Consider the following 14,611-nt stretch of genomic DNA (forward strand, 5'->3'; position numbering starts at 1 on the left):
CTTTCGACTACCAGACGGTCCGCACCGAACGAAGGTGGCGCGAACTGCTACAAAACGGTTGCAGCCTCCGATGACCACCGTATGAGAAGATGTTTCATGGAGGGGATGTATCCGAAAAATCCCCACATTCGGCTCATCTCAGGGCGGCTAGCGCAGCTGGCGCGGGTCAGCTCGAAAGGGGCTACCTAGACGAAAGGCCCCGCTGCTGACCGGTGACCCGAACGGGTCGGCGGCACAGCGGCGAGGCCGAAGCTTGGTCGTCGAGGTCAGCCCGGCAGGCGCGGGCCTGCTTCCCGTTGTGTGGCCAGCCAGGTCTCCACGTCGCCGGCGGTGCGGGGAAGCCCGGCGGAGAGGTTCCGGGTGCCGGTCGCCGTAACCAGGACATCATCCTCGATCCGGATGCCGATTCCGCGCAGTTCCTCCGGTACCAACTCATCCTCGGGCTGGAAGTACAGGCCTGGCTCCACGGTGAGCACGTAGCCCTCGCCCAGGGTGCCGTCGCGGTACACCTCACTGCGCGAGTTCGCGCAGTCGTGTACGTCGATGCCCAGCATGTGTCCGAAGCCGTGCAGGGTCCACCGTCGGTACACCGACGACCTCTCGTCCATCGCCTCGTCCACGCTGACCGGTAGCAGGCCCAGCTCCGTCAGGCCCTCGGCGAGAACCCGCATGCAGGTCAGGTGCACGTCCTCGAACGCCACACCCGGCCGGATGAACTCGATGCCGGCCTGCTGCGCGGCGTACACGATGTCGTAGATCTGGCGCTGTAGCGCGGTGAACCGGCCGTTCACCGGGAGCACCCGGGTCACGTCGGCGGTGTAGAGGTGGTTGTTCTCCACGCCCATGTCCATCAGCAGTAGTTCACCCGGGCGGGTCGTGCCGTGATTGTGCACCCAGTGCAGGATCGTGGCGTGCTCGCTGGCACCGACGATCGAGCCGTAGCCGACGTCGTTTCCGTCGTGCCGGGCCCGCAGCGCGAAGATGCCCTCGAGTAGCCGTTCGGAGACCCCCCGGTCGGCCGGAAGCGCTCGCGCCACATCTTCGAAGCCGCGGACCGTGGCGTCCACCGCGTCCTGGAGCTGGGCGATCTCCCACTCGTCCTTGACCAGGCGTAGCTCCGAGATCGCGATGGCCAGCTCCCGGTCACGAGCTGGCTGTCCCCGTTCCCGTCGGTCGTCGTAGGCGCGCACGGCCGCGTCCACCCGGGCGTCGAAGCCGCGCAGTACCCGGGTTCGGGCCGGGGCGAGGTCGGCCAGAGCGGCGTCCAGGTCGGCGAGGTCGGCGGTGGGCATGCCCAACTCGTTCGACTTCTCCGCGAGGGTGCCCCGTCGACCGAGCCACAGCTCGCCGTGCCGGCTCCGGAAGAATTCGTCGGTCTGCCGGGACGTGTGCGGCCGTAGGTAGAGGAGGGGCTCATGTCCGGAACCGGTCGGACGGAGCAGGAGTACGCTGTCCGGCTCGTGGTCGCCGGTCAGGTACGCGAAGTCGCTGCCCGGACGGAATCGGTGTGCGGTGTCGTTGGCGCGTACCTGCTCGCCGCCGGTGGGGATCACCAGGGTCTCGCCGGGGAAGGCCGCGGAAAGGGCCGCCCGGCGTTTGGCGTGGTTCGGTGCCGCCGGGTGCGGGACAGCCGGCAGCGGACTGTCCCGCCAGCCCTGCCGCATGAATGTCAGGAACGCCGCCGGGAAGTTCGGGTCATGCGACTCGGTGCCCCCGGGGTCGCGGTGGATGCGTTCCTCGGTCATCTCCGCCCCCTTCGCGTTGTCGCTGGTCTCGACGGTATCCGACGGGGCCGGGCCGGCGGCTGAAGCTGGTTGCGCGGACGGCCGCTACGGCCGCCACCGGGGCGTGAAAAGATGACAACTATGTGCGGACTCCTGGCCTTTTTCAGCGCGCGCGGAGACGCCGCGGCTCACCGCGACCACATCGCCAACGCGTTGGAATGCCTGCACCATCGTGGCCCGGACGAGGCCGGGGTTGAGGTTGTCGGCGACGCATCGGGCCAGTACGCGGATGGCGTGTTCGCCCACAAACGGCTGGCGATCATCGATGTGGCCTCCAGCCACGAGCCGTTGCCCTACGCGAACGGACGCTACCTGCTGACCTTCAACGGTGAGATCTACAACTACATCGAGTTGCGGGAGGAGCTGGCCCGTACCTACGGGGCGCAGTTCGCGACCTCGGGTGACGGGGAGGTGATCGTCGCCGGCTACCACTACTGGGGTGAGCAGGTGCTCACCCGGCTACGGGGGATGTTCGCCTTCGTCATCTGGGACCGGCAGGAGCGGCGGGCGTTCGGCGCGCGCGACTACTTCGGGATCAAGCCGCTGCACTACCTGGAGACGGCCGACGGGCTCTACCTTGCGTCGGAGAAGAAGGCCCTGCTGCCGTTCGCGCCGGCCAACTACCAGGGTGACGCCGGTATCGACACGGCCAGCCTCAGCCACTACCTGACGTTGCAGTACGTGCCGGAGCCCGGAACCCTGCACCAGGGGATCCGCCGAATCGGCTCGGGGGAATACCTTACCTGGACGCCCGGCGGCCGGATCGATGTGCGCCGGTGGTACCGCCCGATGTTCCGGCCCGCTCCGGTGCCGGACGAGCAGAAGCTCTACCACGAGATCCGGGAAACGTTGCGGGACAGCGTCCGGATTCACATGCGTTCGGATGTCCCGGTCGGTTCGTTCCTCTCCAGTGGAATTGACTCCACCGCGGTGGTGGCCCTGGCCCGGGAGTTCAACCCGAACATTCTGACCTTCACGGTCGGCTACGACGTGCCCGGCTACTCGGAGATCGACGTGGCCCAGGAGTCGGCTCGCCACCTTGATGTCACCACCATTCCCACCAAGATCGGGCCGCAGGACATGATGTCGGCGTTGCCGAAGATCGTCTGGCACCTGGACGACCCGGTTGCCGACCCGGCGTTGGTGCCGCTCTACTTCGTGGCGCGTAAGGCCGCCGAACATGTCACGGTGGTGCTCTCCGGTGAGGGCGCCGACGAGTTCTTCGGCGGCTACACCATCTACCGGGAACCGCTCTCGCTGAGCTCGGTCAACGGGTTGCCCGACGGCGTGCAGAAAGGGCTGCGGGCGGTGTCGAAGGCGATCCCGCAGGGGGTCAAGGGCAAGAGTTTCCTGGAACGCGGCACCACTCCGATCGAGGAACGTTACTACGGCAACGCCCGAATGTTCACCGAGGAGGAGAAGCAGCACCTGCTACGCCGCTACGACCCCTCGGTGCGCTACACCGACATCACCGCCCCGATCTACGCCGAGTGCACCGAACTCGACGATGTCACCAAGATGCAGTACGTGGACCTCTACACCTGGCTGCGTGGCGACATCCTGGTCAAGGCGGACCGGATCTCGATGGCGCACTCGCTGGAGGTGCGGGTGCCGTTCCTCGACCGGGCGGTCTTCGACGTGGCGTCGAGGATCCCGGTCGAGCTCCGGCTGCCCCCACGCTCCGACGCCACCAAGTATGCGATGCGCCAGGCGCTGCAGGGCGTGGTCCCGCCGGCCATCGTCAACCGCCGGAAGCTCGGCTTCCCGACTCCGACGCGGGTGTGGCTGCGGGGCGAGATGTACGAGTGGGCCCGGCACATGCTGGCCACCTCCGGCGCCGGTGACCTGATCGATCTGCCGTACGCACTTCGGCTGCTCGATGAGCACAAGCGGGAGGAGGCCGACAACTCCCGCAAGGTCTGGACGGTGCTGATCTTCTGTATCTGGCACGCGATCTTCGTCGCCAAGACGCTCGACCCCGGCATCCAGCGCAACCAGTCGGCCCTGCTCACGAAGCCGGTTGTGGGCAGCATGGTCCGCTGAGCGGTGGCGGAGGCGTCGGGTCGACCCGGGTGTACCGGGCCGACCCGGGGGATGCCGGCCGGCGCGTCCGGCTGGTCGGGGCGGCTGCACGAGCCCGCCCCGACGCCGTCCCGACGTGTCACCGGGCCGATCTGCTCCGCTCCGTTCCGCGAGGGGTGCTCCGCTGCGCGCAGCTCAGTAGGACAGCCCGGGGCAGTACACCCCGCCCTCCGGGGGCGTGTAGCTGCCCAGCGAGATCAGCGTCTCCAGGCGGAGCAGCGAGACCCCTCGGGTGCGGGCGGCCCAGCTGAGCAGGTCTGGTGCCAGCCGGCCCGGGATGCGCAGTCGGGGGGCCGGGCCATGGGGATCCTGGCGGCGCATCAGCTCGCCCGCTCCGGCGTACAGCGCCCGCGCCGCCGCCTCCGATGTCGTTGCCAGGTGGCCCAGGTCGGCCAGGCCGGTCGTGTAGCCGGAGAGCTCACCGGTGGTTCTGCCCAGCACCACGTACGGCATTGACCACTCGAATGCCCGTTTGGCCGCCATGTGGATCTCACTGTCCCGGGAGTGGCCGTTGATTTTGCGGTACAGGGTCTGGCAGCCGGCGACGTCCGCCTCGGTCATGGGACGCACCTCGAAGCCCGCCATGTTGCCGGGAGTCGGCGGGGCGTACCCCACCATGAGGGAGAGCTGTTCCTGTGGCACAAAGCCGAGCGATGAGTACAGCCGGTAGGCCCAGGTGTTGTTGGCGACCTGGACGGCCCGCACGGAGGAACAGCCACGCCGCCTGCTGGCGGTGACTATTGACTCCATCAGTAGCCGGCCTACCCCACTTCCCTGGGTGTTGGGGGCGACGCTCACCGGTCCGAAGGCGGCTACCTCCTCGCCCAGCACCAGGAAGTTTGAGCCCACCACCGAGCCCGTCGCATCGACCGCTACCTCACTCACACAGCTCGGTGCGGCGAGTCGCCCCTGGAGCATCTCCAGCACCGCCTGCTCCGAGGACCACTCGGGTGGTAGCCCCAGCGAGGCGTTGGTGTCCTCGAATGCCTGGTAGCAGATCTGGGCCAACCGTGGCAGGTCGGCGGTGGTTGCCGGGCGGATGTGGAGGCGACCGCCGGGGGAGGCCGCCGCGTGCGCGCCGGGCGGCGGGAAGTAGCCCACCCGGACGAAGAAGTCGACGTACTTGTCGAACAGGTCCTGGGTCATGGGCGGGCAGTCGATGCCGGTGCCGGCCAGCAGGGTGCGGGTCTCGGCGGTGTCGACCGTCAGGTAGTGATTACGTCCGCTGTAGATGGTGGACTCGAAGCTGTCCACCATCGCCACCATGGTGTTCTCGGGGTTGGACCGCACCCGCCTGACCCAGGGGTCCCAGCCCAACTCGTCGAGGCGATAGCCGCGCGCCCGCAGCGCGTCCATCATCTCGACGAACGGCAGATGCGTGCTGTTGGCGAGGTGGTGGTTGCGGTTGGCGGCGGCCGGGTTCCGGGACAACCCCAGGATCGCCGAGCTGACGTAGTCGACGGGCACGAGGTGGAAGATCCCGGCCGGGTCGGCCGGAACCGCCTCCGCCTGCAGGATGCCCTTCATACTCAGCCACACGAAGTCGTGCCGCTGGCAGCGGCCCAGCTCCGAGTCACCGGAGATCTCATCGACCCGATAGATCGACACCGGCAGCCCGCGTTCCCGGGCGATCTCGATGATCTGTTCCGCGACCAGCTTGGTCTGTCGGTACCCGGAGGAGAGGGCCGCGGCGGGCCCCGGCGGGTCGGTCGACTTCAGAGCCACCCCGGGTACGACCTCGGCGGAGAAGACACCCGTGGACGACACGTGGTGGACCGGAACGCTGCGGTGCCGAGCGGCCAGCCGCAGTATCTCCTCGGTGCCGGTCACGTTCGCTGCCTTCAGCGAGGCGTAGGGGTAGAGACTGTTGACGGTGGCAGCCGCGTGGTAGACCGCGTCAATTCGGCGGGACAGCTCGTCGTACTGCTGCTTCGGCAAGCCGAATCCAGGGGTGGCCAGGTCGCCGACCACCACGGACAGCCTGCGCGGATCGATCTTGTCCCAGAGCTGGTACCACTGGAGGTTGTCCCGCAGCCGGTCCAGCGCCGGCTTCCCGTCAGTGGACCGAACGAGGCAGTGCACCACGGCGTTCGTGCTCCGCATCAGGTCGCGAAGCAGGAAGGCGCCGAGGAAGCCGGTCGCTCCGGTGAGGAGGACCTCTCGGGGCTCGGTGGCGGCGGTGATGACCTGGTCCGCGCAGACGATGTCCGCGGCCAGGGTTACCTCGGCGGCGAAGTCCACCCGCTCCTCATCGTCGTCGGCCGCGCGGAGCACCCGGCTCAGCAGGTGGTCGGCGAGGACCGCCACGGTGGGGTATTCGAAGACCAGCGAGGCCGGGAGGTTGACCCCGCTGAGGTCGCGGATCTGGTTTCGCAGCTCCACCGCGGTGAGGGAGTCGAAACCCAGATCCAGCAGGGACTCGTCCGGATCGAGCTCGTCCGGGTCGGCATGACCGAGCACGGCGGCGACCAGAGTCTGGACGGTCTGGACCAGGTGCAGGAACTGCTCCTGGTCGTCCAGGTCGCCGAGGCGAGCGGCGAGCAGGGTGCCCGTCACCTGCGTGCCACTGGTCGCCGGCGTGGCACCAGCCGACGGCCCGGTGTCGGTTGACCGCCGGGTGGCTGCGGGGAGGCGGGGCGAGTCGGCTCCACCGGCCAACTCGCGGGGGGCCGGATCCGGGCGGGTGGGCGGCGGCACGGCGGCCGGTGGGAGCCAGTAGCGCCGTCGTTGGAACGGGTAGGTGGGCAGGTCGACCTCGGGTTCACCGGTTGGTGGGAAGAAGCCCTCCCACTCCACCGGGACACCGAGGGCGTGCAGGACACCCAGGGCAGCGACCTCGGCACCCGAGCGGCTACGACGGCACAATGGGACCGCGTGGTGCTCGTCCGCACCGAGGGTCTCCCGCACCAGCGCGGTCAGTACCCCGTCCGGACCGAGTTCGACGAAGGTGTCGGTCCCCTGCGCACGAATCGTGTGTACCGCGGGTGCGAAGCGAACCGGCTGGCGGAGTTGCCCGACCCAGTACTCCGGTGTGAGTAGCTCCGGACCTGCGGCCACACCGGTCACGGTGGAGACGATCGGAATGGTCGGTCGCTGGTAGGTCAGGGACTCCGCCACGGCGCGGAAGTCGTCCAGGACAGGATCCATGTGAGCAGAGTGGAAGGCATGGCTCACCCGGAGGCGGGTGGCCCGGACCCGGTTATCGGCCAGCCGGGTGGCGAGCGCGGTCACGGCCTCCTCGTCGCCCGAGACGACGACCGACCGGGGTGCGTTGACCGCGGCGATTCCGATCCGCGCCTCCTCCCCGGCGAGCAGGGGCCGTAGCTCCTTCTCGGTGGCGTTGACCGCGAGCATCGCCCCGCCCGGGGGAAGCGCCTGCATCAGGGCACCCCGGGCGCTGACCAGGCGGGCCGCATCCGGCAGCGAGAGCACCCCGGCCACGTGTGCCGCGGTGAGCTCGCCGATGGAGTGCCCAGCGAGCACACTGGGGTGTACCCCCCAGGAATGCAGCAGGGCGAACTGGGCGACCCCCAGCGCGAAGAGGGCCGGCTGGGCGAGACCGGTGTGGTGGATCGATTCGTCGTCCGTCGCGTCGGCGGGCGTCAGCAGGGCCGGCCGCACCTCCGGTGCCAGATAACGGCAGACCTCGTCCAGCTTGTCGGCGAAGACGTCGAAGCTGTCATAGAGGTGGCGGCCCATTTCCTGGTACTGCGCGCCCTGGCCGGTGAAGAGCGCAGCGACGGCTCGACCGGGTGTCGCGCGTGCCGTCGTCAGCCCGGCGGCCGGGGCGTCCGAGGCGAGGGCCTCCAGGCCAGCCAGGAGCTGCGTGGAATCCGTACCCACCAGGGTCGCCCGATGGTCCAGGCCCGCGCGTGAGCGAGCCAGCGCACGGCCCACGGCCACCGGGGTGAGCTCTGGCGCGGAGCGGGTCATCGAGGCGAGCCGGGCAGCCTGCGTCCGCAGCGCCGCCGGCGACTTGGCGGAGAGCAGCCAGGGAACGACGGCGGGGCGCCGGGACTCGGCATCGCGTGCCGGCACCGGCGGCTCGACCGGGCTCTCCTCCACGACCACGTGCGCGTTGGTGCCGCTGATCCCGAAGGCGGAGACCCCGGCCCGCCGGGGCCGCCCGGCCACCTGCCAGGGCTGGGGCTCGGTCGCCAGGCGTACCTGGCCGGAGGTCCAGTCGACGTGCGGCGACGGTTGGTCGACGTTGAGGGTGGCGGGGAGAGTCCGGTGGCGCATCGCCTGCACGATCTTGATGAGACCGGCGGCGCCGGCCGCCGCCTGGGTATGGGTGATGTTGGACTTGACCGATCCGAGCCACACCGGCCGCTCGGGTGCACGCCCCTGCCCGTAGGTGGCGAGAATCGCCTCGGCTTCGATCGGGTCACCGAGCGCGGTTCCCGTGCCGTGCGCCTCGACCAGGTCGATGTCGGCGGGACCGAGCCGGGCGGTGGCGAGAGCCTGCCGGATCAACCGCTGCTGGGCCTGGCCGTTGGGGGCGGTGAGCCCGTTCGACGTGCCGTCCTGGTTGACCGCGCTGCCCCGGATGACGGCGAGCACCTTCCGTCCCGCCCGACGCGCGTCCGAGAGGCGCTCCAGCAGCACGACCCCCGCACCTTCGCCGAAGGCGGTGCCGTCTGCTCCCGCGGCGAACGCCTTGACCCGGCCATCCGCGGCGAGGCCACGCTGTCGGCTGAACGTGATCAGATCGTCAGGAGTGGCCATCACCGTGACCCCACCGGCGAGGGCGAGGCGGGACTCCCCGGAGTGCAGCGACTGACAGGCCAGGTGGAGCGCGACCAACGAGGCCGAGCAGGCGGTGTCCACCGTGATGGCCGGACCCTCCAACCCGAGGGTGTAGGCGACGCGTCCAGACAGGACACTGCCCGAGGTGGCGAAGCCCAGGTAGCCCTCGTACTCCGAGGCCGGAGCGGCGAGGGAGCTGTACGTCTGCCCCTTCGTGCCGATGAAGAGACCGGTCGGCGAACCGGCCACCCGGGTGGGATCGATTCCGGCGCGCTCGAACGCCTCCCAGGCGATCTCCAGGAGGATCCGCTGCTGTGGGTCCATCGCGGTGGCCTCCCGCGGGCTGATCCCGAAGAAGGCGGCGTCGAAGCCGGCGGGGTCGGTGAGAAACCCGCCCCGGGTCACATAGCTGGTGCCGAGGTGGTCCGGGTCCGGGTCGATGAGAGTGTCCAGCGGCCAGTTCCGGTCCTCCGGGAGCTCCGTGGTGGCGTCCCGTCCTTCGGCGATCAGCCTCCAGAGTTGGTCTGGATCCTCGACTCCGCCCGGGAAACGGCAGGCCATCGCGACGATGGCGATCGGCTCGTCGGCGTTGGCCCAGCTGGCCCGCTCCGGAGTAGCGGTTTCGGCCGGTGCACTCGTTCCGCTTACTTCGGCGACCAGCCGGGCCGCAAGGGCGGTGGGCGTCGGATGGTCGAAGACGATGGTCGCTGGCAGCCGCAGCCCGACTCGCGCGCAGATCCGCCGACCAACCCCGACGACGGCGAGGGAGCCGAGCCCGAGGTCAACGAAGGGCTGGTCAGGTCGGATCTGCGCGGGGGTGTCCAGCCCCACGGTACGGGCCACCTCGGCACGCACCAGCTCCAGGACGTTCCGGGTTCGCTCGCTCGGCGGCATCTTTCGCAACTGTGCTGCCCACTCCACACCGTCGATGGGTCCGGCCTCGTCGGGCTCGCCGTCCGGGGTGGCTACGCCCAGCAGTCGGGGGTTCGCCTCCGGCAGCAGGCGTCGGGTGATCTTGCCGGTGCTGGTCCGGGGGACGCGCTCGATGGCGTAGAGCCTCTCGGGAACCTTGAAGAAGGAGAGCAGCTGCCGGCAGTGCGTGAAGACCGCCGCCACGTCCACGCCCTCCGGGCCCGGCACCAGATAGGCCACCGGTACCTCACCGAGCACGTCGTGTGGCTCGGCGCCCACCGCGACGTCGGCTACCCCGGTGGCGGCCCGCAGCACCTCCTCGACCTCGACGGGGTGAATGTTCTCGCCCCCACGGATGATCAGCTCCTTGCGTCGGCCGGTCAGGGTCAGGTGCCCCAGGGCGTCCCGCCGCCCAAGGTCACCGGTGCGGTACCAGCCGTCGCGCAGGACCGCGGCGGTGGCGTCGGGCTGCCGGTGGTAGCCGAGCATGAGGTTCGGTCCGGCGACCCAGACCTCACCTTCCTCCCCGTTCGGCACGTCCTGCTCGGTGTCGGGGTTGACCAGGCGGAGGTCCACGCCGGGCAGCGGCGGTCCCACGGAACCGGGGACCCGCTCCCCGAAGGGCCGGTTCGAGGTGATGGCGCCGGTCTCGGAGGATCCGTACTGGTCCACCAGGGGAACCCCGAACGCCTCCTCGAAGCGGCTGCCCAGCGCGGCGCCGCTCGCCGATCCCGCCACGAAACCGAGTCGAAGCGCGGAAAGGCCGGTGGTGGCGTCGGTGCCCTGGTCCAACAGGTAGTGGTAGGTGGTCGGCACCCCGGCCAGGAAGGTGATGGCCTCCTCGTGCAGGAGGTCGCGCACCTCGGACGGCGCGAAGCCGCTCATCAGCCGCGCACTCGCGCCAACCGCCGTCACCCCCAGCACGCACAGGTTCTGCCCGAGCCCGTGGAACAGCGGCATCGGCCACAACAGCCGATCCTGCTCCGACAGCCCCAGTACCGGCGCATGGCCCGCTGCCACCAGCCACAACGAACTGCGCAGCGAGTACAGCACCCCTTTTGGCCGGCCCGTGGTTCCCGACGTGTAGAGCATCCACGCCGGGGCATCCAGCGGGGCCTCGTCGGGGGCCGGGCCGCGTGGCTCGGTGCCCATCAGCTCCTCGTAACCCACCGTCTCCGTTCCGGCGTGCTCCGCTGCTTCGACCTCGCCGGTGCAAATGATCCGTTGACCCGGCTGGTGTCGCCGGCCCACCTGGTCGAAGCGGGCTGGGTCGCACAGGATGACCGTCGGTTCGGCGTCGTCGAGGAGGTGGTCGAGCTCCGCCGCGGAGGACTGTGGGTTGAGCGGCACCGCGATGCCGCCGGCCCGGATCACCGCGAGGCAGCTCTCTACCGCCTCGACGCTGTTACCCATCAGGATCACGGCTCGCCCACCGGTCTCCAACCCCAGGGTGGCCAGGTGCCCGGCCAGTCGAGCGGTCCGCTGATCGAGGTCGGCGTAGCTGACGCCACGCTTACCGTCGGCGAAGGCGATCTTGTCTCCGCGCTGAACGGCGTGTCCGCCGAGTAGCTCGGACAGCGGCCGGATCAACTCGCTACGCATGTCTTCGTACCTTTCGGCTTCCTGAGCTCGGGGTAGGTGTGGGCGGGCGACGCCGGTCAACGGAGAGCGCGGATGGTCCGGGTTGGGCAGGAGAACTCCAGCGAACCGTCGGTGCTCGCCAGGCTCTGCAACGCGCTCCGGGCCGCATCGGTCGCCTCGGCCCGCCGCTCCTGCGGCACCAGTTCCCACAACATCCGCGGAGTGACCGTCCAGGTCCAGGCGAGGTAGTCGTCGACCGACTCGAATCGGGACTTCGCTGGTACGTGCCGAATCTCGACCTCGGTGAAGCCCGCGGCCAGAACCGCCGCGCCGGTCGACTCCTCGGAGACCAACGGTCCGTGGAGACCGAGGACAAGCCGCCACGGATCGTCCACGCCCTCCGGGAGGTAGGTGGCCAACACCTCAGCCAGAATCTCCGCCGATTCCCAGCCGGCGGCGAGTCGGCCGTTCTCCGTGGGAAAGGTCGTCGCGACCAACCGGCCACCGCTGCGCAGCGCCGCCGCGGCAGCGGTCAACGCCTGCTGCGGCGCCGGCAGCAGGAACAGGACCATGCCAGCGCTGATCGCGTCGAAGGGCTGGTCGACGGTGAAGTTCTGGATGTCACCGAGCCGCACCTGTGCGCGGTCGGCCATTCCGCGGGCCGCGAGGTCGGCTCCACACGCCTCCACCATGCCCGGCGCCTGGTCGATGCCGAGCACGAAGCCCTCGGCACCGACCTGGGCGGCGATGGGAAACAGGCAGGCGCCCCGGCCACAGCCGAGGTCGAGTACCCGCTCACCCGGCTTGAGCTCCAGTTGGTCGGCGACCATCTTGCCCAGTGGGTGGAAGACGAGTTGGCCGGCCGAATCGTACTGGTCAGCGGACTTGTCGTAGGCCTCCCGGACGCGGGCGGTGAGGTCGCTCTGTTCAGACATGGTCTTCTCCTTGTCGCGGGGGGTGGCTACGGGTGGTGGGGATGACGTCGCCGTCGGTGCGGGCGGAGGCCGTCGGTCGTACCACCGCGCCGAGGCGGAGCTCCGCGCAGTGCGGCTGGTCGTCGGGGCGCCACCAGAGCTGCTCCGGCGTGGGCAGCATCTCGGAGACCACGATGTCGGCCGAGGTGAGTCGGGCGAGGTCGAGCACCGCCATCGGGTCGGCGAAGTCGACGTACAGCGGCTTCGGTTCGGCGGGATGCCGGACATAGACGTGGCGCGGCAGCCGGTGCTGCGCCCGGATGCGGTGGAGCGCCAGCCACTGCCCGTACGCGTCATCGGTGCGTTCCGGGAGTCGTACCCGCCACCGGGCGCGTTGCAGCACGACGCCGGCGACGACGATGCGCGGCGTGTAGGCGCCAAGGTCGATCGACACCGGGCCGAGCGCCGGGCGGGAGAGCGCCCGGTGCAGGGTGGAGGAGAGATCCCCCGGCCACAGCAGGCGACGTTCGCCGTCGATCAGGACGGCATCTGCCGTGGCGGGGACCTGGGCCGCAGCGATCGGCACCACGTCGGCGCGGTCCTTGCTCGACAGGCCGCTGAGTTCGATCGCCACCCCCGGTAGCTCCGGGGTGACGTGGGCGCTGCGGCGGCGGGAGACGATCGTCGCGGCCGTCCGCGGTGACACCGCCTGTTCGACCCGGGACACGAAGTCCGCCCAGAGTCCGTCCGGATCGCTGTGCAGGGGTCGCTCCAGCCCGCCGAAAATGGAGCTGCAGTCGTCGTGCAGCTCCGAGAGCACCCAGGTGGCGGTGGCGGGGTCCGGGCCGGCGACCATCAGGTCGGGGCTGGGCAGGCAGGCGTCGGCCGGGTCGAGGGAGACCAACTCCCACAACGGGGCGAGGGCGTCGGCGAGTACGTGTGGGTCGAGTTCGACGACCGGTGGACGGTCGGCGACCACCGTCAGGTCTCCGACGGCCTTCGTGGTCAGCTCGTGCAGGATGGCATCCAGCTGGTCCCGCCGATCCGTACGGGCTGGGATCTCCCGGGCGGCGAGGGCCGCGAGGGGGGCCGACGTGCCCCGCAGTGCGGTACACAGCGCGTCCCGGGCGTCCTCGCGGGCGAGCAGGGCGGCCAGGAAGGTCAGCGGGAAGACGGCCTCGGTGACCTGACGGATCCGGTCAACGATGGGCGCGCCGAGGCTGACCTGCTCGCTCAACGGACTGGATCTGTCTTCGTGGAACAGCTCCCGATCGGCGTAGTGCTGTCCACTGTTGCGGGAGGCCTCCCCGCCGGCCCGGGCACTGGCCTGCTGCGCCGCGGTGAGCTGCGCAACACGGTCCGGCCACCCGGCCTGGGCGTACCTGTCCCGACAGTCGGTGAGTTCGACAACCGTGGGTGTGGGGTGCTCGGTGGCGAGCCGGGTCAACGCGTGCAGCTCGGTGGCCGGAAGGCGCCAGGGCGAGACGGTCAGCGCCGGCCCCAGTGCCCGGACCAGCCGCGCCAGGCGTTCGTCGGACTGGTCCGTCGCCCCGGTGGCGGCCAGCAGGTCGGTCAGGTGGGATCCGGGGCTGGCCGCTGCCGCCTGCCACAGTGCCAGCGCGGCGGTGGCGGCGGTGAAGCGGCGGCCGTCCACGACCCGTTCCAGCACGTGCTCCGGGCCCGGCTGGCGGAACAAGGGACTGGGCCAGGCGCGCTGGGTCCGTAGTGGAGTGTCGCCGGCAGCCTCCTTGCGGAGCTGCTCGACCAGCCAGGCGCTGGCCTCCACCACGATGCGCTCGGGCGCGGGTGCCCCGACCCGGATCGGCTGGTCCTGTTCCGGGCGAAGCGTGCTGAACAGCACCGGGCCGAAGAACGAGACGGTCTCGCATTTGGTGGCGAAGCGGCGAAGGTACCGATGCAGGGTGTCGAGTCGGCGGCGCAGCGCCCGCGGGAGGTCGGTACCCGCCGCCGAGCTGTCCCAGCCGGGGTGCTCCAGCGGCGGCGTCCGCAGCGCGGAGTGAAAGAAGCTCGGGTTGGATACGAACACGGCGTGCCGGAAGGCGTCGGAGCTGGCGGCCTGCGCGGTGCGCAGCCGGGCCTGGCGCAGTGCCCCGTCGAACTCCGTCCGGACGGTCGCCAGGTGTTCGGCGTGCGCGTCGACCAGGGTGTTCCACCGCGAAGCCCACTGCGGCACTCCGGTGGCTGCCAGGATTTCGATACCCCGCTCGTCCAGCCGCGCCCCGGCCGTTATCCGTCGGCGACAGCTCTGCAACGCGCGCAGGGATCGTTGGCGGGGCTCCAGTTCCCGGACGGCCTCGCGGGCAGCGGGCCAGCATTCGTGCAGAAAGTGGAGGCGGGCCGCCTCGATCTCCTGCTCCGCGGCGAACACCCGGTCGGCCGCGGCGATGAGGGTCGCGGTGGCGAGCCCCGCCACCAGCTGGACCGGAAAGCCGGTGCTGCGGAGCAGCGCCGACGGTACGGTCTCGACGGTCAACTCTCCTCGCCCGGCGGGCACCGTCCAGGTCAGTGCTGCCATCTCGAGCCTCCTGACTGGTCTCGCTTTCGGTTGCCGGCTCGGGTAGGAACGGA

The 14,611-nt window shown here is 70.2% G+C and carries 5 protein-coding genes; 1 reads left to right on the forward strand and 4 read right to left on the reverse strand.

Going from position 1 to position 14,611, the window contains the following annotated elements; translation table 11 throughout:
- Positions 1-266 precede the first annotated feature (266 nt).
- Positions 267-1,745 (reverse strand): aminopeptidase P family protein, encoded by a 1,479-nt coding sequence (locus AC1UKG_RS05120; protein ID WP_018744282.1) that lies wholly within the window; start codon positions 1,743-1,745, stop codon positions 267-269.
- 120 nt (positions 1,746-1,865) lie between these two features.
- On the opposite strand from AC1UKG_RS05120, the gene asnB reads away from it, so the two are divergent.
- On the forward strand, positions 1,866-3,827 hold the full coding sequence (gene asnB / locus AC1UKG_RS05125) for an asparagine synthase (glutamine-hydrolyzing) (protein WP_018744283.1): 1,962 nt from the start codon (positions 1,866-1,868) through the stop codon (positions 3,825-3,827).
- A gap of 174 nt (positions 3,828-4,001) precedes the next feature.
- On the opposite strand, the gene AC1UKG_RS05130 is transcribed toward asnB, so the two are convergent.
- Genes AC1UKG_RS05130 through AC1UKG_RS05140 form a run of 3 tightly spaced genes read right to left on the reverse strand, consistent with a single transcriptional unit; the run spans position 4,002 to position 14,558 of the window.
- Positions 4,002-11,129: a thioester reductase domain-containing protein gene (locus AC1UKG_RS05130; protein ID WP_482642721.1), complete on the reverse strand. Its 7,128-nt coding sequence runs from the start codon at positions 11,127-11,129 to the stop codon at positions 4,002-4,004.
- Positions 11,130-11,185: 56 nt separating this feature from the next.
- The gene (locus tag AC1UKG_RS05135) at positions 11,186-12,043 is read right to left on the reverse strand and encodes a methyltransferase domain-containing protein (protein WP_482642722.1); all 858 of its coding nucleotides are present in this window, start codon (positions 12,041-12,043) and stop codon (positions 11,186-11,188) included.
- On the reverse strand, positions 12,036-14,558 hold the full coding sequence (locus AC1UKG_RS05140) for a lantibiotic dehydratase (RefSeq protein WP_018814120.1): 2,523 nt from the start codon (positions 14,556-14,558) through the stop codon (positions 12,036-12,038). Before AC1UKG_RS05140 ends, AC1UKG_RS05135 begins: the two co-directional genes overlap by 8 nt.
- Positions 14,559-14,611: the final 53 nt, after the last annotated feature.

This window comes from Salinispora sp. CH2A1_6, assembly GCF_056820975.1.

Coding starts and splice junctions, on each gene's coding strand:
- AC1UKG_RS05120 (WP_018744282.1), bottom strand. CDS start 1,745: ATGACCGAGGAACGCATCCACCGCGACCCCGGGGGCACCGAGTCGCAT.
- asnB (WP_018744283.1), top strand. CDS start 1,866: ATGTGCGGACTCCTGGCCTTTTTCAGCGCGCGCGGAGACGCCGCGGCT.
- AC1UKG_RS05130 (WP_482642721.1), bottom strand. CDS start 11,129: ATGCGTAGCGAGTTGATCCGGCCGCTGTCCGAGCTACTCGGCGGACAC.
- AC1UKG_RS05135 (WP_482642722.1), bottom strand. CDS start 12,043: ATGTCTGAACAGAGCGACCTCACCGCCCGCGTCCGGGAGGCCTACGAC.
- AC1UKG_RS05140 (WP_018814120.1), bottom strand. CDS start 14,558: ATGGCAGCACTGACCTGGACGGTGCCCGCCGGGCGAGGAGAGTTGACC.